Annotated in this window: 22 protein-coding genes, 3 tRNA genes and 1 pseudogene; 21 read left to right on the forward strand and 5 right to left on the reverse strand. The window is 44.3% G+C overall.

Features of this window, described 5'->3' with window-relative positions; genetic code table 11:
- Nucleotides 1-75: 75 nt before the first annotated feature.
- Nucleotides 76-990: an FAD-dependent thymidylate synthase gene (thyX, locus tag GT348_RS00365; RefSeq protein ID WP_160618059.1), complete on the forward strand. Its 915-nt coding sequence runs from the start codon at nucleotides 76-78 to the stop codon at nucleotides 988-990.
- Nucleotides 991-1,023: 33 nt separating this feature from the next.
- A complete protein-coding gene (locus GT348_RS00370; protein ID WP_160618060.1) occupies nucleotides 1,024-1,281 on the forward strand; it encodes a hypothetical protein in 258 nt (85 codons plus the stop codon).
- A 28-nt stretch (nucleotides 1,282-1,309) separates the two neighbouring features.
- On the opposite strand, the gene fbaA is transcribed toward GT348_RS00370, so the two are convergent.
- A complete protein-coding gene (fbaA, locus tag GT348_RS00375; protein ID WP_160618061.1) occupies nucleotides 1,310-2,401 on the reverse strand; it encodes a class II fructose-bisphosphate aldolase in 1,092 nt (363 codons plus the stop codon).
- Nucleotides 2,402-2,679: 278 nt separating this feature from the next.
- On the opposite strand from fbaA, the gene GT348_RS00380 reads away from it, so the two are divergent.
- The 9 genes from GT348_RS00380 to GT348_RS00420 all read left to right on the forward strand — a co-directional run bounded on the left by GT348_RS00380 (nucleotide 2,680) and on the right by GT348_RS00420 (nucleotide 9,375).
- A complete protein-coding gene (locus GT348_RS00380) occupies nucleotides 2,680-3,249 on the forward strand; it encodes a NifU family protein (protein ID WP_160618062.1) in 570 nt (189 codons plus the stop codon).
- Between the two features lie 7 nt (nucleotides 3,250-3,256).
- A complete protein-coding gene (locus tag GT348_RS00385; RefSeq protein WP_160618063.1) occupies nucleotides 3,257-3,850 on the forward strand; it encodes a malonic semialdehyde reductase in 594 nt (197 codons plus the stop codon).
- Nucleotides 3,841-4,515 carry a tRNA (adenosine(37)-N6)-threonylcarbamoyltransferase complex dimerization subunit type 1 TsaB gene (tsaB, locus tag GT348_RS00390; protein ID WP_236646515.1) on the forward strand — a complete coding sequence of 225 codons (675 nt, stop codon included), beginning with the start codon at nucleotides 3,841-3,843 and terminating at the stop codon, nucleotides 4,513-4,515. The genes GT348_RS00385 and tsaB overlap by 10 nt, the downstream gene beginning before the upstream one ends.
- A gap of 12 nt (nucleotides 4,516-4,527) precedes the next feature.
- Nucleotides 4,528-4,965, forward strand: a complete 438-nt coding sequence (gene rimI, locus GT348_RS00395) for a ribosomal protein S18-alanine N-acetyltransferase (RefSeq protein WP_160618064.1) — start codon at nucleotides 4,528-4,530, stop codon at nucleotides 4,963-4,965.
- A 279-nt stretch (nucleotides 4,966-5,244) separates the two neighbouring features.
- Nucleotides 5,245-5,652: a MucR family transcriptional regulator gene (locus GT348_RS00400; RefSeq protein ID WP_160618065.1), complete on the forward strand. Its 408-nt coding sequence runs from the start codon at nucleotides 5,245-5,247 to the stop codon at nucleotides 5,650-5,652.
- 111 nt (nucleotides 5,653-5,763) lie between these two features.
- Complete coding sequence (locus tag GT348_RS00405; RefSeq protein WP_236646516.1) at nucleotides 5,764-6,303, forward strand: Fur family transcriptional regulator; 540 nt, start codon at nucleotides 5,764-5,766, stop codon at nucleotides 6,301-6,303.
- A 132-nt stretch (nucleotides 6,304-6,435) separates the two neighbouring features.
- The gene (locus GT348_RS00410; RefSeq protein WP_160619370.1) at nucleotides 6,436-7,266 is read left to right on the forward strand and encodes a GNAT family N-acetyltransferase; all 831 of its coding nucleotides are present in this window, start codon (nucleotides 6,436-6,438) and stop codon (nucleotides 7,264-7,266) included.
- 9 nt (nucleotides 7,267-7,275) lie between these two features.
- Complete coding sequence (gene lnt, locus GT348_RS00415) at nucleotides 7,276-8,796, forward strand: apolipoprotein N-acyltransferase (RefSeq protein WP_160618067.1); 1,521 nt, start codon at nucleotides 7,276-7,278, stop codon at nucleotides 8,794-8,796.
- A gap of 108 nt (nucleotides 8,797-8,904) precedes the next feature.
- Complete coding sequence (locus GT348_RS00420; RefSeq protein ID WP_160618068.1) at nucleotides 8,905-9,375, forward strand: helix-turn-helix domain-containing protein; 471 nt, start codon at nucleotides 8,905-8,907, stop codon at nucleotides 9,373-9,375.
- On the opposite strand, the gene GT348_RS00425 is transcribed toward GT348_RS00420, so the two are convergent.
- Nucleotides 9,354-10,016: a protein-tyrosine phosphatase family protein gene (locus GT348_RS00425; protein ID WP_160618069.1), complete on the reverse strand. Its 663-nt coding sequence runs from the start codon at nucleotides 10,014-10,016 to the stop codon at nucleotides 9,354-9,356. The genes GT348_RS00420 and GT348_RS00425 overlap by 22 nt on opposite strands.
- Here GT348_RS00425 and GT348_RS00430 point away from each other — a divergent pair.
- Together GT348_RS00430 and GT348_RS00435 are read left to right on the forward strand one after the other, a co-directional pair.
- Nucleotides 10,015-10,398, forward strand: a complete 384-nt coding sequence (locus GT348_RS00430) for a hypothetical protein (RefSeq protein ID WP_160618070.1) — start codon at nucleotides 10,015-10,017, stop codon at nucleotides 10,396-10,398. The genes GT348_RS00425 and GT348_RS00430 overlap by 2 nt on opposite strands.
- Nucleotides 10,399-10,764: 366 nt before the next feature.
- A tRNA-Gly gene (locus tag GT348_RS00435) sits at nucleotides 10,765-10,839 on the forward strand.
- A 908-nt stretch (nucleotides 10,840-11,747) separates the two neighbouring features.
- Here the strand turns inward: GT348_RS00435 and GT348_RS00440 are convergent.
- On the reverse strand, nucleotides 11,748-13,454 hold the full coding sequence (locus GT348_RS00440; RefSeq protein ID WP_236646517.1) for a carbohydrate porin: 1,707 nt from the start codon (nucleotides 13,452-13,454) through the stop codon (nucleotides 11,748-11,750).
- Nucleotides 13,455-13,639: 185 nt separating this feature from the next.
- Entirely contained in the window at nucleotides 13,640-14,164 is a 525-nt protein-coding gene (gene ppa / locus GT348_RS00445; protein WP_160618071.1) for an inorganic diphosphatase, read from the reverse strand.
- Nucleotides 14,165-14,345: 181 nt separating this feature from the next.
- Between ppa and GT348_RS00450 the strand changes: the two genes are divergently transcribed.
- From GT348_RS00450 to GT348_RS00485, 8 genes and pseudogenes are all read left to right on the forward strand, one after another.
- A tRNA-Ile gene (locus GT348_RS00450) sits at nucleotides 14,346-14,419 on the forward strand.
- A 93-nt stretch (nucleotides 14,420-14,512) separates the two neighbouring features.
- Nucleotides 14,513-16,191: pseudogene (gene ettA, locus GT348_RS00455) on the forward strand (energy-dependent translational throttle protein EttA).
- A 59-nt stretch (nucleotides 16,192-16,250) separates the two neighbouring features.
- Nucleotides 16,251-16,730 (forward strand): GNAT family N-acetyltransferase, encoded by a 480-nt coding sequence (locus tag GT348_RS00460; RefSeq protein ID WP_201740048.1) that lies wholly within the window; start codon nucleotides 16,251-16,253, stop codon nucleotides 16,728-16,730.
- Between the two features lie 19 nt (nucleotides 16,731-16,749).
- Nucleotides 16,750-17,652 carry an N-acetyl-gamma-glutamyl-phosphate reductase gene (argC, locus tag GT348_RS00465; RefSeq protein WP_160618073.1) on the forward strand — a complete coding sequence of 301 codons (903 nt, stop codon included), beginning with the start codon at nucleotides 16,750-16,752 and terminating at the stop codon, nucleotides 17,650-17,652.
- 146 nt (nucleotides 17,653-17,798) lie between these two features.
- Nucleotides 17,799-17,883, forward strand: a tRNA-Leu gene (locus GT348_RS00470).
- Between the two features lie 219 nt (nucleotides 17,884-18,102).
- Entirely contained in the window at nucleotides 18,103-19,266 is a 1,164-nt protein-coding gene (locus tag GT348_RS00475) for a phosphoserine transaminase (RefSeq protein WP_160618074.1), read from the forward strand.
- Complete coding sequence (locus GT348_RS00480; RefSeq protein WP_160618075.1) at nucleotides 19,263-20,402, forward strand: ATP phosphoribosyltransferase regulatory subunit; 1,140 nt, start codon at nucleotides 19,263-19,265, stop codon at nucleotides 20,400-20,402. Before GT348_RS00475 ends, GT348_RS00480 begins: the two co-directional genes overlap by 4 nt.
- Before the next feature lie 43 nt (nucleotides 20,403-20,445).
- The gene (locus tag GT348_RS00485) at nucleotides 20,446-21,735 is read left to right on the forward strand and encodes an adenylosuccinate synthase (RefSeq protein ID WP_160618076.1); all 1,290 of its coding nucleotides are present in this window, start codon (nucleotides 20,446-20,448) and stop codon (nucleotides 21,733-21,735) included.
- A 545-nt stretch (nucleotides 21,736-22,280) separates the two neighbouring features.
- Here GT348_RS00485 and ftsY read toward each other — a convergent pair.
- Nucleotides 22,281-23,180, reverse strand: a complete 900-nt coding sequence (ftsY, locus tag GT348_RS00490) for a signal recognition particle-docking protein FtsY (protein WP_160619372.1) — start codon at nucleotides 23,178-23,180, stop codon at nucleotides 22,281-22,283.
- Between the last annotated feature and the right edge of the window lie 40 nt (nucleotides 23,181-23,220).

Genomic DNA, 23,220 nt, shown 5'->3' on the forward strand with positions numbered 1-23,220 from the left:
ATCTTTATAAGGGTCTATTATGCGTTTAAAAGGCATAACCTAAATACCAAGTGAATTCAGTGAGGAGGCGCTCCCGTGGCCCTGACAAAAGAACAGCGTGCAGAGATTACAGCTCAGCGTAATACCCCTCAAGAAACGTCTAGGCCCACAGTTCCCGCGATGGAAGCACTGCTTTTTGAACCCTTAGAGGTTTTAGATCATGGCTTTATTCGTGTTGTTGATTATATGGGTGATGATAGCGCTATCGTGCAGGCAGCGCGTGTCTCTTATGGCAAAGGAACCAAACGCGTTTCAGAAGATGCGGGTTTAATCCGTTATTTAATGCGTCATCGTCATTCTTCTCCTTTTGAAATGTGTGAAATTAAATTTCACGTAAAATTACCACTTTTTGTAGCCCGGCAGTGGATTCGTCACCGCATGGCCAATGTGAATGAATATTCTGCACGTTATTCTGTGCTGGACCGTGAATTTTATATGCCTGACCTTACCCAGGTCTCGACGCAAAGTTCCACCAATAACCAAGGTAGGGGCGAAGCGCTTGATGCCTCACAGGCTCAAGAGGTTCTAGACATTTTGCGGCGCGATGCTGCACAGTGCTATGATGATTACGAGCATATGCTTTTGCCAGAAAATGGGGGTGTAGCTAGGGAGTTAGCTCGTATTAACTTAACGCTCAATATGTATACTCAGTGGTACTGGAAGATTGATTTGCACAATCTTATGCATTTTTTAGCGTTGCGTGCTGAGTCTCATGCGCAGTATGAAATTCGTGTTTATGCCGAAAAAATGCTTGAGATTCTAAAGGCCTGGGTTCCACAGACAGCCGCCGCATTTGAAGAATATCGTCTTGGTTCCTATAGTTTTTCTGCTAGTATGCTAAAGGTTTTACGCCGTCTTTTGGCAGGCGAATCTGTTACACAGGAAACGTCTCATCTTACCAAAAGAGAATGGGCAGAGATGATGGCAGTTTTAGAAAACAAAGCGCTATAAATACAGCGCAGCTAAGTGAGATGACACTAATAGATGAATAATTTGAATAAGCTTTTGGAAGAAGGAAAAGCTTTTCAGAGAGAAGAAAATATTCCGGTTCCGACAGGTCGGTTACCTTCTCTCATACCCTGGGCTGTTTTGGCGTTTTCTTTAGTCGTTGTTTCTCTAGGAATAGAAGTTTTTTGGTCATTACCGTCGCATAGACCTCTTCCACTTTGTGGAGAGGAGACAAAGCATTTAACGTCATGTCAAAAAACGGTAAATCCAGCCCACTCCTCTCACAAAACATGAAGTAATGAGCGGCTTTTCGATATTAAAATTATCGAAAAGCTATCGTTTTTCCGCGTGAACCAAGAGTAATGAAAGATTGATGAAGACGTTCAATAAGGCTTAATTCACCGGCGCGCACCCATCGGCGCGGGTCATAAAGCTTTTTAAGAGGTTGGCCTGTTACAGGGCTGACCTGGTACTCAAAAGCTTCTTGATTGTCTTTTATATAATGGCCAACACCCTGGGCGTAGGCAAATTGTGTGTCTGTATCAATATTCATTTTAAAGACACCGTAAGAAATAGCCTGTTCAATTTTTTCTAGTTCCGAGCCCGACCCACCGTGAAATACAAGATGTAACGGTTTGGGACCTGTATGAGAAAAATGCTGAACGAGTTCCTGAGAGGCCTTCAATATTTCAGGGTTGAGATTAATTTTCGTTTTATAGACCCCATGAACATTGCCAAAGCTTGCAGCAATGGAAACTGTACCAAGCGGACTAAGTTCCTGCCATGCCTTTAGGACATCTTCGGGTTGAGTATATAAATGAGCGTTGTCGGTTGTATTTTCATTATATTCTTGTCCAATCCCGTCTTCCTCTCCACCTGTAAGACCCAGCTCAATTTCCAGCCCCACACCGAGAGGGGTTAATCGTTTCAATATTATGGCGCATTCTTTTATATTGTCTTCTAAAGGCTCTGTAGAGAGATCAAGCATATGGGACGAAAATAGAGGCCGGCCCGTATTGGCATATTGAGTAGCGCTGAAGTCAATGAGATCATTAAGCCACGGAATAAGGGGGCGATTTGCATGATCGGTATGTAATATGACTGCAATACCATATTCTTTGGCAACCATATGAATATGCTGTGCTAGGGAAAGGGCGCCATAAACAGCTGCCTTATGGTCGTTCTTTAAGCCACGGCCACCGTAAAAACGGGCACCACTATAAGAAAGTTGAATGATAATATCAGATTTGTTATGCGCTGCTGCCTCAAGTACAGCATTGGCTGTACTTGAACTCGTTACATTTATGGCTGGTAAGGCGTAGCACCCCTCGTGACAGGCTCGTAGCAATGTCAAATAGTCATTGCCTGTAGCGATTCCGGCTGGAATGCCTACAGATTGTAATGAGTCGGTCATGAGTTTATCTATCAATTTCTAGCGAAAAGGGCACTCTAGTAAGTTTGTCAGCTTAAATTATCTCTTAAAAAAATAAAATTAATTTTAGAAAAATAAGACGCTATTTCCTTAATATTCTGATCAATTTTTCGTTTGTAGTATGCCGTTATAGTCAGGTCTAACAGGCGAAATCTTTAAAAGAATTAACAGTTATTATCATCTGCCCTTGTTAACAGTGCCAAAAATTCTCATTTGTGAGATAAGCACGCACCGAAAAATCAAGGGTAAACAGAACTCTTATGTTGATTGACATTGAAACGACACCTAATCCGGCAACACTTAAATTTTTGCCGGGACGGTCCGTTATGGGAAATAATACGCCTCTCAACTTCTCGTCACGTGATGAAGTTGAAGGACGCTCTCCTCTGGCTGAAAAACTATTTTCTATTGCAGAAGTAAAGCTGGTTTTCTTAGGGCATGACTTTGTTTCTGTAACAAAAGCTGACAATGCAGACTGGTCAGAAGTAAGGCCATTAATCTTGGCTGCACTGACCTCATTTCTTGAATCTGGCCAGGCCTTTTTTATTGCTCAAAACTCTCCTGAGTCACAAGATGTCTCTCTGCCACCAGAAGAGGAAGAGGTCATTTCCCGTATCAAGGATTTACTCGATACGCGGGTCCGTCCGGCAGTAGCAGGTGATGGTGGTGATATTGTTTTTAGGAATTTTAAAGACGGTATTGTATATTTAACAATGCATGGGGCCTGTGCGGGTTGTCCCTCATCTAAAGCAACATTACGCCACGGGGTAGAAACGATGCTACGCCATTATGTGCCGGAAGTTTCAGGTGTTGAGCAAGTAGAAGGATAATAAATAAATGCCTTCAATCGGTTATGAGCACCTTTTTACAAAACATCATACGCCACAAAAGCTCTCTTCGCGCCCTATAGAAGAAGGAGTTCTAAAAGAACTATATGATGTTGTTAAATTAGGCCCCACTTCGGGAAACTGCCAGCCTGCTCGGTTTGTGTTCTTGACATCGGGATATGCGCATGAGCGTTTAAAACCAGCTCTTTCTGCTGGAAATGTTCATAAAGCCATGGAGGCACCCGTAATTGCAATTATCGCTCATGATCCGCTTTTTTTTGAGCAGCTGCCACGCTTAAATAAAACAAAGGATTTGCGTGAATGGTTTGCTGGTGATGTAGGGCTAAGTGAGGAAACAGCTTTTCGGAACGGCACTTTACAGGGTGCGTATTTGATTCTGGCAGCACGAGCTTTGGGGTTAGCCGCAATGCCAATGTCAGGTTTCGATAGCACTATGGTTGAAGAGGAATTCCTTAAAGATACAGGCTGGCGAGCGAACTTTTTAGTTGCACTTGGCTATCCTCATGAAACTTCGGCTCAAAACTCTGAACCACCTCAACGGGCGCCTCGCCTTACTTTTGAGGAGGCATGTTTATGCCTCTAATAAATGAGCGGTGTATCATTATTAATGGAGCAGGTGCTGGCTCTGGGCAAAGTAATTTGATCGCCTTAATTGAAAAAGGCGAAGTTGTTGCGTCTATGTCCATGGCAGGGCGTGGTGCTTCTGAGCGTTTTGCTCCTGGTATTAAAGCACTTTTAGAACAAGTGCACTGGAAGAATGCGCCAGACAAGGTAATAGCGGTTACTGGACCAGGGTCTTTTACGGGGTTGCGCGCCTCTCTTTCTTTGGCGTCTGGTTTGGCCCGGGGTTGGAACTGCCCCACCATAGCTGTGCGCCTGGGAGAAGCCCTGCGTATGACAATGCACTCACCCGAGGCCGTGATTATTTGTTTAGCACGACGGGGTCGTGTTTTCATCGACCCCCCTGGGCAGGATGCTTTTGCTGTGCAGATTGACGAACTGTGCAATGTAAATTGGCCACTCATAGCAGGAGACGCAGTGTGGGGTGAGGATGCCTTGAAGGAGCTTATAGAGAAAAAGGGGCACTTTTTTAGCGAGAATACAAAAATTTTGCCTTACGCTGCGCCTGACGCTTTAGGTATTTATCGTGCAGCGCAAAATAGAACACCTTCTGCTCTTGAACCATTATATATAGATCCTCCCGAAGCGCGCTTACCTAGTCAGGGCTTGCGTCCTCTTCCTGTTTAAAAACAAGAAAAAATGATTATTCATGAAATAGGATTAGAGGGGGCGGCTCTTTTTGCCACTCTGCACCAGGAAGCCTTTAAAGGTGCGGAAATATGGAACGAAGCTGCTTTTAGAGAACTACTTTCTTTGCCTAATGTTAAAGGCTGGGTTGCGAGTCGAGACGATCAGCCTCTCGGCTTTCTATTAGTCAGGACAGTTCTCGATGAAAGTGAAGTTTTGACAATAGGCGTTCTGCCTTCTGTTCAAAGATCAGGAGTAGGGTGTGCTCTGATTGAAAATTTTGTGGTTTCAGTAAAAGAAATTGTCAAAAATATTTATCTTGAAGTGAGTCTGAACAACAAAAAAGCCTATCTTTTTTATCAGTCTCAGGGTTTTTTTGAAATTGGACGCCGTCCTTGTTACTATAGTGACGGGACAGATGCGTTTCTTCTTAAACGAGAAATCCCGTAAAATTGGTTTTTCATTGTTTTTTGGTGTTTCTAAAAAAAGGAAATAGGAATAAAATAATCTTTATTATTTAATCGCCTTTTAATTCTATTCTGGGAAACTACATATCTATGAGCTTCACCTAAGCACTAAACCTGTGTAAACAAGATTATAGCTCTGATTTCGTCGGTCTAATCGATTATTAGACTGTAATCTTTTTGGAGAAGATTGTAAGAGTGCTTTTTCCTTGAGACTTTTTCATTTGTTAGACAATTAAACTCATTTGAGAGGATAGGTATTTTTATGTCATCAGAGTCTGATCTTCCGAACCTTCGGAATCTTACTGCGCAAATTGTTACGGCTTATGTCGGTAGTCATGATGTAGCTGCAGAAGTTGTACCAGATCTTGTGCGTTCAGTTTATGCAGCTCTTGCTGGTGTTAATGACCAGTCTGCTGCCCCACAGGAAAAGCCAGTTCCTGCGGTTCCTCCTCGTAAGTCAGTTTTCCCTGACTATATTATATGCTTAGAAGATGGCAAAAAACTGAAACTTTTAAGACGTCATCTTAAAACAGCCTATAATATGACGCCTCAAGAATATCGCGAGCGTTGGGGGTTACCTCCAGAATATCCGATGGTTGCTCCTAATTATGCAAATCATCGCTCTTCGCTCGCTCGTCGTATTGGTTTAGGGCGTCGTCGGGGCGAGTAACGCGATCTGTTGAAGAGAGGAAATATCTGTGTGGAGGGGTAAAATAGCGTTTTGCCTGATTTTAGGATTGGACATAATTGCATTTAATCGGCTAGGCCCCTCTATATGGTTATGAGCAATAATAATACAGGACGGCGGCGTTCTCCTCCCAACGGGGAGGTTGTAGGTGATTCTCCTATAGCCCGTCTATGTATCGAAAATGGTTTAAAAATGACCGGGCAGCGCCGCGTCATTGCCTATGTACTTTCTCAAGCTGATGATCACCCCGACGTTGAGGAACTTTATCGCCGGGCTTCTATGCTTGATAGCCGAATTTCGGTAGCAACCGTTTACCGGACTGTTCGGTTGTTAGAAGAAAAAGGCATACTTGAGCGGCGTGACTTCGGTGGAGGACGGGCTCGTTACGAGGCGACAGAGCATGGGCGCCATTATCATCTTATTGACATAGATAGTGGCCGTGTCGTGGAGTTTGAAGGCGACGAGCTTGTTCGCCTTTTAAGCCAGATAGCATCCAAATTTGGTTATGAACTCGTATCCAATCATGTAGAACTCTTTGGAAAAAAGTGCGATTCTGAAAAAAAGGAAACGCGTGAAGCTTCTATGACGAAGTCGCAATCACACGGAGGGAGTGGATTGCAAGATGAGGGATGACCGTTTATGACGCAAAAAATTTTATCACAGGGTCATCTTTCAGATAGATTAGTGAGTGTTTTGGAAAAAGAACAAATTTCGAATAGTGAAAATGAGATCCGTATTTTAAGTAGCGAGACTGCGCGGGAGCAAATGGAAACGCTGGCCAGTCTTTCTCTGGACCGGGAAGGTGGGTTTCAGGAGTTGCGTGGTGGTTCACTTGGTGTGAGAATTGCGCGCACTCAGGCTGAGCGTGAAGCTGCTCAGGCATTGCGCTATAAAGTTTTTTTTGAAGAAATGGGTGCTCACCCTGATGAGCATACCCTTAAAACGCGCCTCGATGCTGATGAATTTGACGAAGTTGCGGATCATCTTCTCGTTATTGATCACGCCAAATCATCCGAGGCCGAAGGTGTTGTCGGCACATATCGTCTTTTGCGGTCTGAAGTTGCAAAAAAGATTGGGCGTTTTTACACGTCGTCTGAATATGATATCTCGCCCTTAACAGATTTTCCCGGTCATTTACTTGAAGTGGGCCGGTCATGTGTTGCTAGAGAATATCGTGGTCGCGCTGCCATGCAGCTTTTATGGCGTGGTATTGCTTCTTATATCTTTCTTCATCGCATAGATGTACTTTTTGGTTGTGCAAGCCTGTCTGGCACAAACCCAGATGCTTTGAATGATGAGCTTACCTGGCTTTATCATAACCACCTGGCTCCTCCGGCTTTGAGGGTAAAGGCTTTACCAGAGCGTTACGTTAGTATGCAGCGCACTGACCCGACCAAATTAGATAAGCGTGCCTGTTTGAGTCGTTTACCGCCTCTTATTAAAGGTTATTTGCGTTTGGGCGGTTATGTTGGTGATGGCGCTGTTGTTGACGAGCAGTTTAACACAACCGATGTTGCCGTGCTTGTCAAAAGCGAATTGCTAGCTGATAAATATTATCGCCATTATGAACGCCGTTTACGGGACGCACTTGATTAAGTCTCGTACATGTATTTTTTTATAGAGCGTTATTTGCCTCAATCGGGTTGGCGGTTAGGGGTAGTCCTACTATTTGTAGGTGCCCTTACCGCTTTGGCCTTACCGCCTTTAAATATTTTTCCCATATTAGTGCTGACGTTACCTTGTCTTTATCAAGCAGCGTTAAAGGCCCCAACAGCCCGTAAAGCAGCCTTGAGAGGGTTTCTCTTTGGGATGGGGTTTCACAGTGCGGGGCTTTATTGGCTAACAAATGCTATTTTGACCCGCGTTCATGATTATTGGTGGGCTGTACCCTTTGCCGCTCCTGGTGTTGCTTTTGTTATTGCTCCTCTCATAGCTGTTCCTGCGGTTTTATGTCGCTACGTGGCTCCTGGTTGGCCACGTATTTTTTTGTTTGCAGGGAGCTGGACACTGGCTGATATGAGCCGAGTCCTAATATTTTCTGGCTTCCCATGGAATCCGTTAGGGAGTGCATTAGAAGTACCATCAATCATAGGCGATATTTTAATTCAGCCTGCCAGTATTATAGGGGTTGATGGTTTAACACTGGCTTTGGTCCTTTCCTCTTTGGGTTTTTGGGAAGGATACAAAGGAAAATTTTTTGTTTTACTAGGAAGTATTATTTGGGTTGCAGGAGGAGGATGGTTGTTTACCCATCCTCATTATAAATCTGTAGAAAACCCGAAATTAGTTGTGGTGCAAGGAAATGTTTCTGAACGTGAAGTTCTGGGACGCGATGATGCGTTTAAACAATTTCAATCTTATCTTTTACTAACACGTACAGGCGTAGAAAAAGCGCGAAAAGATATAGGCAAATCTCCCATTGTTGTCGTTTGGCCTGAATCGGCTTTTCCTGGTCTTTTAGATGAAGATAAATGGGCTCGCTCTGCTATTGCTCAAGCTGCTGATGGTGCGACAAGCCTAATAGGCTCTGATCGCAGAGATGGAAAGCATTGGTACAATAGCTTAGAAGCAGTCGGGCCAGATGGAGCCATTAAAGCGATATATGACAAAAGCCGCCTGGTTCCTTTTGGCGAATATCAACCATGGATTATTCCCTTTAATATTTTGCCTGGCGTTATTACGCCAGGAGACGGGCTAAAAACATGGGACTTTCCTGAAGTGGGGCGTGTTGGCCCTATGGTTTGCTATGAAATTATATTTTCCGGTTCTGTAACCGCACCTCATGATCGACCAAACTGGCTTTTAACAATTTCAAATGATGCATGGTATGGCCATAGTGCCGGCCCCTATCAGCATTTGGCAACAGGGAGAATGCGTGCTGTCGAAGAAGGTTTACCCGTTGTATTTGTGAATAATCGTGGTGTTTCTGCAATATATGACTCACGTGGTCACGAGATGCAAAGGACGCATTGGGGTGCAGAGGAAATCATAGTTTCTACTTTACCCAAGCCGAAAAATAGGCCCTTATTTTCTTATCTGAGTAAGTCGATTTCGCTTTTTATAGCAATCTGCATGGCTGTATTTTCATTTTTATGGCGAAAAAACGGCATATTTACTAAATTTTAACTAATTTAATTTGCTTATTAACCAATTATAAACTATCTTTACAATGCTTTGTTTAAACAGGCCTTCACTTCATTTGGTGGAAGCTTTAGTGAAGGAGCTGAGGAAGGGATGTCCGCTCCAACTTCAATAGATACTCATGTTGGAAATCGAATACGCCTTATTCGTATTCTCCGCGGTCTTACTCAGGGGAATTTGGCTGATGCTTTGGGTATAACATTTCAGCAAATTCAGAAGTATGAGCGCGGGGCTAATAGAGTAGGGGCTAGCCGCTTATACGAAATGTCTAATGTACTAGATGTGCCGATTGGTTTTTTCTTTGATGACTTAAGAGAGCCGTCAGTGAGCCTATCTATGCATGAAGAGCAGCAACCACTGCGACCGACGGCAAAAAGTAAGCTTTTAAAGAAATCTGAGGTTGTTGATGAGGCAAAATTATTTACGAGCGCAGAAACGCTGGAATTAGTTCGAGCTTATTATCGCATTGAAAATGTTTCGGCACGGCGTCAGGTCTTAGCTTTATTGCAAAGCCTTGCGGTTCCAATAACCGAAGAACGGGATCATTCTCGTCTCAAAACATGATCTGTCAGAAGGTGGCTCCACAAACCTGCCTTAAACTCTTCACGTAGTTTTTGTTCGTCATAATATGACCGAACCCACTCTATAAAAGGCATTTTTCCTTCTGCTTCTCTTTGATAGAGCAGAAAAAAGGCATCTAGAACGCCGGTGCGGGAGCGTTTGAAATGCAAATAGCGCCAATTTAGATGTTTTAAGGCTTCGTTTGCCTTTCCCCCTTCAAAAAGAATAATGAGGCCGCTTGCCAGGCCTGCGCGATCTGCTCCTGACTTACAGTGAATAAGGGTAGGAGTTGGTATAGTCTTATAAATTGAGTAGAATTTTAATATCCGCTCGCGATGTGGTGCGTTGCGACTTTCAAAAGCCATATCAATATAAGGCAAGTTAATGCTATGGCAAAAAGCTCTTCCCAAGGCGTCCGAGCCGCATTGTCTGTGCCCCCGTAAATTTATAATGCTTTTTAAGTGTAGTTTATTTTTCAACTTTTTGATGCGTGCGGGAGTGGGGTGATTAGAGCGCCACACTTTACCATTTATAACGGGTGCCAAATTTGTCCATAACAGTCTAAAAATGGCGTGATCAACAAAAAGACTATCAATCCAGGCTTGAAAAAAGTTGTAAGGGGTAGAGAGCGGATTATTAAACATGAGCACTTTCTTTTCATGCCATGAAAGATGCGTCAATAATGAAAATCATGCCGGAGGTGCAAATATGAATAAACGATTTATGATCACAGTCGCTTTTACTTTAACCTTAGCTGGCTGTTCTGGTGGAGGTTCTGGCTTTAATGGCCCAAAAGCAGACATGACAGCCTCTTATCCAGATCACACTATAAATATTAATAAATCTCGTCACAAAAATTCTGCTGATAAAGTACCATTTTTATCTATGCCGGCTGATACAGCACAAATGAATGATACTGACCAGAAAGGCCATTTAATGGTTAATGGAATGGACGGGCAAAATGCAGACATAACACCTCATCCCGCTCAGACAGACACTGAAGTGTCTTATGGTGCGCAAAAATAGAAAAGGTTAGGGCGATTCTGGCCAGCTTCCTTTTTTAACTATCCAGATTTTGCATTTAACTCAAAGTAATAGCAGTTTTTTTCTGGCGCATTTTTCCTTTTTGACCGAGATAGTACCCGATTCTGTAGTCTGTGTTACGCAGGCTATGGTATTGGCTGTACGGGTGTGATCTCGCAATAAGACATGCCCTGTTAAAAGTTGCAAAAGCCTCATCAGCCAAAATTATGCGACTTTTTAAAATGAATATGGGACATAGTTTTATATTTTCAAAAAACATTAAAAATTATGAAAAAAACGAAAAAACTGTTTTTAGGGGCTTGCACTAAAAACGGTTTTCGCGCATAACTCCTTCACCGACAACGGAGCGCGGGCGTAGCTCAGGGGTAGAGCACAACCTTGCCAAGGTTGGGGTCGTGGGTTCGAATCCCATCGCCCGCTCCAGTTGATTAAAGAAGATGTTTTGAAATAGATAAACTTTTTCTTATGTCGGGCTAATCTTTTAATTTAACTTTTACGACTAATGTAGTTAAGACAGTATTGGCTGTCTTACGATATTTTGTCTCGGTTTTAATGAAATAGCTCTAATGAGAGGGCCAAACTAGGCTAGTTTTTCTCATTGAAGTCTATAAAGTTATAAATTGCTATCATGACCTATAAAATAAGTAAGAGGATTTGTGACATCTACTATTAGGTCACTAGTAAGTATTTAATAGTGATTAAACAAATCTCATCTGATAAAGACTGGTTTAACTGTTATCCGTTTTTCGTTTAGAGTAAAGTTTCAACTGTCAGTTCGGTAAAATGATTACCAGCTTTACCATAAGCATTACGTGAAAAAATCAGCTTATGTTGAAACGGTAAGAATTTTTTTAAATTGATAGAAAAAACGGCATAACTTTGCAGATCGTCAATAAGGACAGCGTATTTTTGAACTAAAAATAAGCTTGTACCGACTAATCACTCAAAGCTATGAAGCTATGAAAGTTTTGTGAGCTTGAAAAAGGTCGCAATTTTTATTTTCTTTAATATGACTCATAATTTAACAAGCTAAATATCAGCTTCACGTGTTGTGAGTAAATAACGTTAGAAAATTGCATCCTTATCAGTAGTCGCGCAATTTTTTGGTTTTATAGCGACTTAAATTACTCTTTTTTGGGTTGGTTTTAAAAGAGTAACTCATAATAATTCAGCTTTTTAGATAAAATTATAAGTGCGTTATTATGTATTGATGGTCAATGTTTGAGCCTGGAGTTGATGCGGCGCGCGCGTCCTGCTTTTTATGTGCAGATCATAATCTAAAAAGCGTGCAAAATTATGCGATATTTTGCACGCTTTTATAGTTAGAGACCTTAAAAAAGCTGAATATGGGATTTAAACCCTAACATGGCAGCATCCTTTAAAGCTTTCTGAGCACCGGGATGAATGTAATATTGGAAGTCCGGGGCAAATGTAACGCCACGCATTACATGAATACGATACATAGCTTCGATTGTGCTGCCTGAACGCTGAATGCCATAAGAGCCATTCATTAAGCCAGGACCACCATTAATAGTCGAGCCTCCAATAATACCTTCCTGAAGGCGCTGGGTGCGAGCAACGCTGCCGCTTACACGGTGATAGCCATAGTTAATACCAAAAGCGTCAAGGGGACGTGCCGACCAAAATCCCGTATCGACAAGCCCGATCTGATATTCTCTTTCGCGTGTAGAAGCGCGAGGCTGGTTGAAATAGGCACCAGCAATTAAGAAGAGACCACCTTCAGCAGTGTCGGGTGTGTTATTACGCATTAACATTTGGTCTGCAATGACCCATGCACCCCAGGCATTGTGATTCACACGTTTTTTTGCACCTGTAATAGCCCAGGGGCGACCATTAACATCGTAATAATTATCATCATGATCAGCTGTATCTTCATCGAAGCCTAGCTTATAATTACCTGGTAATTTGTCTTTGCCGAACTCAGGTGTCCAACCTATTTCTATAGGAATAGTTTGCCCACTAATATCACCACCATTGAATTTAAAGCCGGTGCGGTTCTGAGTGGGGTAATAAATACCTTTTTGCGGGAAATAGATACCTACCTGGATATAAGTGTGATCAGTCGGACGCACACGAATACGCGTACCCCAGCTTGAAGCAGGATATGAAGAGCGAGCATAGTTATCTGAAGAAGGCTTTAGGTTCCCGCAAAAGGCATTATTCATAAAGTTACAATAAAGCGCATCAGACGAGAAGTCAGAAAGGAAGGACGGATGGCCCGCAATGATATCAAGGCGGCCATTGAAAAGTGTCTCTTCGGCATAAAAATAAACTAAGTGGAAAAAAACGTTACCGCCACCGCCATAAATTTCTGAGCTGGGGTTAAGGTTGTCACCAAACATATTACTGCCAGGTATACCATAGCGCCCAACACCAACAACATGTGTTGATAGTCCTGTGGCACCGGCCAATTTTTCCCAGTCAATGTCATTTTCAAAGCCATATTGACCAGCATTACTTCCACCTTGCTTTAAACCACCACCATGGCGGGGGGTGAAACGTTTGGTAGGGCTTGTAATCGCATTGGCAAATTCATTTGTGTTATCTAATAAAATTGCAATGCCATGATCGCGCAAATAAGTGTTCCACCCAAATGGATCGGGTAAAAGTGCTTCGGGCCGTGGCAGAGCAGGAACAGAACTTCCTTTATCAAAAGCGATATTATTTAGAGACGTGTGTACGCGTTCAGGCAAATCCATCGCGTTTTGGCCGAAAACGCCATATTGGATAGGTTCGTAACCATAATTAGGTGTGTTAGATGGTGTAGGATTAAGATGTACAGGAGCTAGCTTTTTAAGCATCTCTGGGGGCGCTGGATGTACAACCTCACCTTCTAATGGTGCTGAAACCGTTAAATTAGCTGTTGGAACGACCTTATATATGTCTTCTGGGACAGACTTAGAGTAAGCATTGTCGGCGTAGAATGCGGCTCCCCAAAAAAGCGTAACAGTGCAGGACGAACCCAAAAGAGTGCGTCTCAAAGAGCGGAATGTGGTAGGGCCTAACTTGCTCCCCATAATGACTTTGTTCCATAGATTGTAAGGTTGCCGATAGATTACATTTTATAAAGAATTTTTATAATGGCTATAGGCAGATCTGAACACAAATTCATGAGCGCCCATTATTTTTACAAATTGTGATAAAATTGACCGGCCAGTTTAAGGATTTTACTGGCCGATCTTAATGACTAAGCTAAAAGAACTTATTTTTTAGCAGCATTTAAAGCTTCAATAATTATTTTCCCTGCTTCTTCTTTACTGTCCCACCCTGAGACTTTGACCCATTTATTAGGTTCCAGGTCTTTGTAACGCTCAAAAAAATGGGCGATAGCCTTACGTGTGATTTCGGGAAGATCCTCAATGTTATTTACATCATGAAACTGAGGATGAATTTTGTCATGGGGCACGCAAATGATCTTTTCATCGCGGCCACTCTCATCTTCCATTTTCAAAACACCGATGGGGCGGGCGCGAATAACACAGCCTGGCACTACAGCGGCAGGAGCCAAAACGAGTGCATCTACAGGATCGCCATCTGCAGCCAGGGTATTAGGAATAAAACCGTAAGCTGTTGGATAAGCCATTGGTGTGAAAAGGAAGCGATCTACAAAAATAGCGCCGCTTTCTTTGTCTACTTCATATTTCACCTGAGAACCCTGAGGAATCTCAATAACGACATTAACGTCATTGGGCACATCTTTGCCTGAAGAAATTTTAGAAATATCCATGGTCACTCTACTTATAAAAAATTGAAAGGGCGCTCAGTGCGCTGTCTCTTTTCTAACCAGAGAAAGCCAAATTGCACAGAGAAAGCGGGTTTCTATATTAAATTCTGCATATTTTGCTAATTATTTGTAAGTTTGGGGTTGAAAAAAAGATCAATTTGGGCGATTTCCATCTTCTACCTGGGCGCCTGTAGCTCAACTGGTTAGAGCTGGCCGCTCATAACGGCTAGGTTGCGGGTTCGAGTCCTGCCGGGCGCAGGGTGTTTTTACACCTTAATCCAGGTTGACCTTACTAAGGGTTAAATTGTGTTTCTCTGTCATTTGCACCTATCGCGTTAAAGGAGACCCCCCATGGCCGCCTATCAGTATGTCTATGTCATGAAGGATCTCACCAAGGCTTATCCTGGTGGCCGGGAAGTCTTTAAAGGCATTACCCTATCTTTTTTACCAGGTGTAAAAATCGGTGTGCTCGGCGTAAATGGCGCGGGTAAATCAACCCTTTTAAAAATTATGGCCGGCATAGATAAAGAATATGGCGGTGAGGCATGGGCTGCCGAAGGTGCCAAGATTGGCTATCTTGAGCAGGAACCTCAGCTTGATCCTAATCTTACTGTTGGTGAAAATGCGGCGCAGGGTTTTGGCGAACTCAAACACGCTGTAGATCGCTTTAACGAAATTTCTGCCAAATTTGCCGAACCTATGTCTGACGAAGAGATGAATGATCTCTTGGCAGAACAGGCTGAGCTGCAAGAAAAAATTGATGCTGGTGATGGATGGGAGCTTGATCGTAAGCTTGATATCGCTCTTGATGCGTTGCGTTGTCCTCCGGCAGATAGTGCTGTAACGCATCTTTCGGGTGGTGAGCGCCGCCGCGTTGCTTTGTGCCGTCTTTTGCTAGAAAAGCCTGACCTTTTATTGCTCGATGAGCCTACCAACCATCTTGATGCAGAAAGCGTTGCTTGGCTTGAAAAAACCTTACGTGATTATTCTGGCACAGTAATGGTCATTACCCATGACCGTTACTTCCTCGATAATGTAACAAATTGGATTTTGGAAATTGAGCGTGGCCGTGGCTACCCGTTTGAGGGCAATTATTCTTCTTGGCTAGTGCAAAAACGCAAACGTCTGGCACAAGAAGAGAAAGAAGAAAGTTCTCGCCAGCGTGCCTTGGCAGCGGAGCAGGACTGGATTGCAAGCTCACCCAAAGCCCGACAAGCGAAAAGTAAAGCCCGTATCACGCGCTATGAAGAAATGCTTGCGGCTGAACAGGAACGCGTTAACGGCACGGCTGAAATTGTTATTACACCAGGTCCACGCCTTGGTGGTACTGTCATTGAAGCCGAAAACCTCAGTAAGGGATTTGGCGAACGCCAGCTTATTGAGAATCTGAGCTTTAAACTTCCTCCCGGGGTATTGTTGGTGTTATTGGGCCTAATGGTGCTGGTAAATCAACTTTATTTAAGATGATTACGGGTCATGACCAGCCAGATGCGGGGTCACTTACGATTGGTGATACCGTAAAGCTTGGTTATGTTGATCAGTCTCGCCACACGCTGGATGATAATAAGACTGTGTGGGAAGAAATTTCCGGTGGTACGGACGTTATTTATCTTGGTAAACGCGCCGTCCCGTCGCGGGCCTATGTTGGGGCCTTTAACTTTAAAGGGTCTGACCAGCAAAAACGTGTTGGTGTTTTATCAGGCGGTGAGCGTAATCGTGTTCATCTCGCTAAAATGTTAAAACAAGATAATAACGTTATTTTGCTTGATGAACCGACCAATGACCTGGATGTTGATACATTACGTGCTTTGGAAGAGGCCCTTGAGTCCTTTGCGGGCTGTGCCGTGGTGATTACCCATGATCGTTGGTTCCTTGACCGTCTGGCTACTCATATTCTGGCTTTCGAAGGAGATAGCCATGTGGAATGGTTTGAGGGTAACTTCCAGGATTATGAGGAAGATAAACGTCGTCGCCTTGGGCCTGACGCCACTGAACCAGGCCGCATTCGTTACCGCCCTATTGCGCGGTAATAGTCAGTCTGTAATCATAAGTCGCTGTGCTGGGTTATGAATTACAGACAGCGCGCCTCATGCTCCGTCCTGTCAGTTGGCAGGATATGGAGCCGATGGTTCGCCTAAAAAAAGACATTGGTGCTTTTGGCACAATGCTCGGCGGTGTGCGCAATCGTGTTCAGGCAGAGCGGGAAATGGCGGAGGACATCGCTTTTTGGGCTGAACGAAAAGTTGGTATTTTTTCCATATTTGAAAATGGCCAGTTTGTTGGCATGACTGGCGTTCATGAGCGCCCGGATGGGCGTGGTCTAGGCCTGCGTATTGCCTTATTCCCTTATGTTTCGGGACGAGGCATAGCCAGAGAGGCTGCCGGCAGAGTGCTTTCCTTTACATTCGAAGCGGGAGAAAAGCGCGTTGTGGCTGTAACGCGTGAAGATAATCTGGCATCTCGTATCGTTTTAGGTAGTATAGGCATGACGCTCAGTGAGCAGTTCCAACGAGATGGCCAGACTATGCTCCTTTATGAAAAAAGTCAGGCCCCTCTAAAATGGTCGTAATTAATTAAAGAGACAGGGCATGACGACTCGAATTTTTATCGATGGTGAGGCTGGTACAACGGGTTTAGGTATTCGCCATAGATTGGAGTCTCTGCCTGCTCATTATGGTTTTGAACTCCTGCATATTGATCCGGCACAGCGTAAGGATCCTCAGGCTCGTCGTGATTTAATGCGACAAGCAGACATAACAGTGCTTTGTCTCCCTGATGATGCTGCGCGTGAGGCTGTGTCTTTAGGAGAAGGGCTGACGCGCTTTTTGGATGCCAGTACGGCTCATCGCGTTGATAAAAATTGGGTTTATGGCTTACCAGAGCTTACGCTAGAGCAGAGTGGCAAAATCCGTTCTGCGTCACATGTGAGTAACCCTGGTTGCTATTCCACTGGAGCCATCGCTCTTTTAAGACCTTTGGTTAAATCTGGCATTATTCCACCAGATTATCCTATCTCCATTAATGCAGTCTCTGGCTATAGTGGGGGAGGACATAGTATGATTGAGGCACATGAGCGTGAGAAAGGCCCTGCTTTTCTGCTTTATGGTCTGAACCTTGAACATAAGCATTTGCCAGAAATTACTCATTATAGCGGCTTATTACATCGTCCCATTTTTGTGCCTTCAGTAGGACACTTCCCTCAGGGTATGATTGTTTCCATTCCGCTCCATTTAGTCAATCTTCCAGGATTTCCGAGTGTTGAGGATGTGCGCGAGGTTTTAGCTTCTGCCTATAAAGAGGCAAAGACGATTCGGGTTTGTCCAGATCAGACAACACTCACGGCCGATGAGCTTGCAGGTAAAGATGATATGGAGCTTCGTGTACATGGTCATGGTGGGCAGGTGGTTCTAACGGCACGGTTGGATAATCTGGGTAAAGGTGCTTCTGGAGCTGCTGTGAGAAACCTCATATTAATGAGTGGGCAAGATTAAAATGCTGGGTCAAAGCCAAAATCACTTAAATAATGGCTTGATCATGCATTTTTTTATTAATCTACTATAGCTCTTTTGGAGCGAATATATTACTGTTCGCTCCACATCACTGATTGCCTATATTTTAGGTAAGGTCAGATATAAAAGCGAGAGTGGCGGAACTGGTAGACGCAGTCGGCTCAAAATCGACCGCCGCAAGGCTTAGGGGTTCGAGTCCCCTCTCTCGCACCATATTTCCTATTATAAAATAGCTATTACGGGTCTGTTCTGGTTGCGCAGGATTGTCCTTAATTTCTTGACGCTTAAAGAGCACTATGACACCTAGTGAGCTGTGTGTTAATATTTTACACAGCGGGAAGCTCACGTGATAAATGACTTAGTAACGAGGGTTTCTCTCTATAGGGTGCCTTGTAGCACAATCTCTTTTTGCTGATGGATTCACCTTTGGCTATGTCCTGCTCTAAACCATCTATTCGTCCCGCCCGTCCTTTCTTTTCCTCAGGCCCTTGCGTTAAACGGCCTGGTTGGTCCCCCGAAGTTTTAAAAGAAGCTTTATTGGGTCGGTCGCACCGTGCCCCCGAAGGGCGTGCCAAGCTAAAAGAAGTTATTACGCGCTCAAAATCTTTATTAGCTATACCCGAAGAGTGGCGTGTGGGTATTGTTCCAGCCTCTGATACAGGTGCTGTAGAGATGATACTCTGGGCATTAGGTGGCCAGAGAGGAGTGGATGTTCTGTCCTTTGAAAGCTTTTCAGGAACGTGGGCTAAAGATTTAAAAGATGAACTTAAGCTTGAAGATTTGCGTGTACTGAGTGCCCCTTACGGTCAGTTACCCGATCTTGCCCAAGTTAATTGGTCTCGCGATGTCGTTTTGACGTGGAATGGCACAACATCCGGCGTTTGTATTCCAAACTCCGAATCTATTCCTGCGCAGCATGATGGAGTTGTGATTTGTGATGCAACTTCTGCTGCTTTCGCGATGGATTTGCCATGGGACCGTTTAGATATTGTCACCTGGTCTTGGCAAAAAGCCCTGGGTGGTGAGGCGGCTCATGGCATGGTAGCTTTAAGCCCCCGCGCTGTTGAGAGATTAGAGCAGGGTGCTGTACGTCCTCTCCCTAAAATATTTCGCCTGACAAATAAAAAGGGTCTTATTGAGGCTATTTTTGAAGGTGATACGATCAACACACCTTCGATGTTATGTGTAGAAGATGCGTTAGATAGTTTGAAATGGGCCGAACAGATAGGTGGTCTTCCTGCACTTAAAAAGCGTGCTCAAAAAAATCTTTCTGTGGTAACGCCATGGGTTGAGCGTTCTGACTGGGTGGCTTTTTTAAGCGATGACCCTGCTACACGCTCTTGCACATCGATCTGTTTAAAAATTATTGCTCCCTGGTTTGAAGACCTTTCTGAAGAGAAACGGTCATCGGCTGTTAAATATATGACTAAATTAATCGCTGATGAAGGTGCTGGCTATGATCTGGCATCTTATCGGGATGCTCCAGCAGGGTTGCGTATTTGGGGCGGAGCGACCGTCGAAGCAGAAGATATTATTGCCCTTTTGCCATGGCTTGACTGGGCTATTGAGCAGACAAAAGAGGAATTCAGCTCATGATGGGGCAGTCTGAGGCTTCCAGTCCTTCGCTTTTGCCTATGGGGTTTGTAGATCTCTTACCAGGTGAGGCTGAGGCCGAGGCACATGGTATTGCTAAGGTCATGGATATTTTTGGTGCTCATGGTTATGAGCGTGTCCGTCCACCCTTATTAGAGTTTGAAAGCTCGCTTTTAAGTGGGGCGGGTGAGGCTCTTTCTGAGCAAACATTTCGCCTGCTTGATCCTTCATCTCATCGTATGATGGCATTAAGGCCGGATATAACAACGCAAATTGCCCGTATTTCTCAGGTACGTTTGCAAGAATTGCCTCGTCCTTTAAGACTCTCTTATGCAGGTGATTGCATTGTTATCGGCACAGTAGGACGTGAAGCTGACCGTCAGATTCTTCAGGCGGGGATTGAGTTGATTGGCCCTGATCACGCTGAAGCTGACGCAGAAGTTATTGCTTTAGGTGCAAAAGCCTTGGCAGCCCTCAATATTAAACATGTTTCTTTTGATCTCTCTATGCCTGTTTTGGTATGGAGCCTGCTCGACAAGACTTATGAAGGTTCGGAGCGTGATTATATTATTCACGCACTCGACCGTAGAGATGCCGCAGCTGTAGCAGAGTATGGAGGGGCAATGGCACAATTGCTCCTTGAAATGATGAATGCTTCGGGCCCGGCTGATCAGGCTTTGGAACGTCTTAAAGCTCTGTCTTTTCCAGACGATTTAAAGCAGCATGTCTATCGTCTGGAAGCGAGTGTGCAAGCTTTAAAACAACGCCTGCCAGATCTGCGTCTAACGATAGATCCCGTAGATTTTAGAGGATGGCGTTATCATACTGGGCTATGTGTCACAGTTTTCGCGCTTAAATCGCGCGAAGAGCTTGGTCGTGGTGGGCGTTATCTTGCAGGTAATGAACCTGCTTGTGGTTTAACGCTTCATCCTCAAGCGTTACTAAAGGTAGCACCTATCCAGGCGCGACGCCCTCGCTGTTTAGTCCCCCAGGGTGTTGGGGCCGAAATTTTATCCGCTTTGCATAAAGAAGGGTTTGCGACGATAGAGGATTTAGAAAAGACTCAGGACCCTCTTTTATTAGCACGTCGCCTTCGTTGTAGTCATTTATGGCAAAATGGCCGGGTAGAAGCCCTTTGACGATCTATTTTAACTTTGATTTTGGTGTAAGGAAGCCTGTTTTATGTCCAACGTAACTGTAATTGGCACCCAGTGGGGCGATGAGGGAAAGGGCAAGATCGTCGATTGGCTCGCGAGTCGTGCTGATATCGTCGTCCGTTTCCAGGGTGGGCATAATGCGGGTCATACCTTAGTTGTTGGTGGGCAGGTTTATAAATTATCTCTTTTGCCTTCTGGCCTTGTCAGTGGAAAAATTGGTGTCATCGGTAACGGAGTTGTTGTTGATCCTCAGGCATTAATGGGTGAAATTGAGCGTGTTACCGCTCAGGGTCTTGTTGTCACGCCTGAAACATTGTGGATTGCAGAAACTGTTCCCCTTATCCTTCCTCTTCATGGAGCGCTAGATCGTGCTCGTGAAGCTGCCCGTGGCGATCATAAAATCGGCACGACAGGGCGCGGAATTGGTCCTGCTTACGAAGATAAAGTAGCGCGTCGTGCCATACGTCTTTGCGACCTGGCCGAACCAGAAACATTAGAGTGGAAGATAGACGAACTTCTCCTTCATCATAATACGCTTTTGGCTGGTTTAGGGGCTGAAACATTTACAAAAGAGCAAGTGCTTTCATATCTTGGTGAAATTGCTCCTAAAGTGCTTCCTTATGCCTGTCCTGTATGGGATCGTCTGGATGAAGCTGTGCGTGCTGGCAAGCGTATCCTTTTTGAAGGGGCACAAGCTGTCATGTTGGATGTTGATCACGGTACTTATCCTTTTGTGACAAGCTCTAATACAATTGCAGCGATTGCCGCTTCTGGTAGTGGTGTTGGGCCTAAATCTGTAGGTTTTGTTCTCGGAATTGCAAAAGCCTATACAACGCGTGTTGGTGAGGGGCCTTTCCCTTCAGAATTATTTGACGATGTTGGCCAGGGATTAGGGAAAAGAGGCCATGAATTTGGCACAGTAACTGGGCGTCCTCGTCGGTGTGGCTGGTTTGATGCAACACTCGTGCGGCATGCTGTGCGTGTGGGTGGTGTTGATGGCATTGCCCTTACTAAACTTGACGTGCTGGATGGGATGAAAGAAGTCTCTATCTGTGTTGGTTATGAGCTTGATGGAAAGCATATTGATCGCTTCCCTTCGTCACCAGCAGCACAATCCCGCGTTAAACCTGTGCTTGAAACAATGGCAGGGTGGAACGAAACAACAGCAGGTGCGCGCTCATGGGCTGAATTGCCTGCTCAGGCTATTAAATATGTCCGTCGTATTGAAGAGCTTATTGGTGCGCCGGTAACGCTTCTTTCAACAAGCCCAGAACGTGACGATACTATTTTAATGAAAGACCCTTTTGAAGGGTAATAATAACTTTCATTTTTGGTAGCTTAAAATACCGCAGGGCAGCTTTTCGCTCTGCGGTATTTTTTTAGTGTTTTTAAATCTAGTCAAAAGTAAATATCGAAGCCGAAAGTACAGGAGGTTTAGGCTTCTGTTTTCAGGCTAAAGACTGAAATATTCTTAGATATTAAAAGGCGTTGAAAGAGCCATATCGGTGCTCTTACCAAGACGTATTTTGTCTCAGTCTCAATCAATCTATGGGATTGATACCCACTTAACTGATTTCACTTTAGGCAACCGAAATAGGAACGCGGTGATGACGTCTTATTGGCCTAAAGGCAAAGCTTAATCATTCTCTTTTGGCAAAAAGAAAATTGCACCAAGGTGCTGAGTTTGACGTAGAGATTTAAACAGGAATCTCTAGCTCAGGTGAAAAGAAAACTATTCAGCCATGATCGTTTAAAGAAACGGTCACGTTACTGCCCATATTTCTCCTAAAAAGCTGCATTATTGGATGTAAGCAAGAGTTTTACCGAAATGCAGCTACAAAATAGGGCAAGGAATAATTTTTATCCTAACAAACCGCGAGAAAATTCATCTGCTGAGAAAGGACGAAGATCCTCAGCTTTTTCACCGACACCGACCAAATGAACAGGAAGCTTAAATTGTTCAGCAAGGGCAATGACAATCCCACCTCGAGCAGAGCCATCGAGTTTTGTTACAACAAGACCAGTAACATCAACTAATTCGCGGAAAACACGCACTTGCTCAATAGCATTTTGCCCCGTTGTGGCATCAAGTACAAGCAGCACGCTGTGAGGGGCACTATCATCGAATTTGCGCATAACACGGATGATTTTGGCTAATTCTTCCATCAGAGCAGACTTATTATGAAGTCGTCCTGCTGTATCAATGAGTAAGAGGTCAGCTTTTTCCTCTGTGGCCCGTTTTAATCCGTCATAGACCAAACCAGCTGCATCTGCACCTGTTTTACTGGCAATAACAGGTGCATTAACACGTTCGCCCCAAATTTGGAGCTGTTCTACAGCAGCGGCACGGAATGTATCTCCCGCAACCATCATGACAGATTTGCCTTCTTGGCGGTAATAATGCGCCATTTTGCCAATGGTTGTCGTTTTGCCAGTTCCATTGACGCCAACAACTAACACAACGTGGGGTTTGCGGGCTGGGTCTGGTGTAAAAGGTACAGCCACAGGCTCCAATACTTTAGCGATCTCACGAGCGAGCGTATCTTTAATTTCGTCGCTCGTAACATCCTGGCCAAAGCTCGTGTCGCGGAATTGTTCAATGATGCGTTCAGCAACTGCTGGGCCTAAATCAGCTGCAATGAGTTCATCTTCTAGTTCCTCAAGCGTTTCCTCATCAAGCATGCGCTTGACGAAAATTGCGTTGAGACGTGCGTTAGAGCGAGAAAGCCCTGCTTTGAGTCGTGAAAAAAATCCTGCCATAGACATGGAGTGTGGCCAAGAAGGGTAATCCGTCAAGCCT

The organism is Aristophania vespae, assembly GCF_009906835.1.
Lineage (GTDB): Bacteria > Pseudomonadota > Alphaproteobacteria > Acetobacterales > Acetobacteraceae > Aristophania > Aristophania vespae.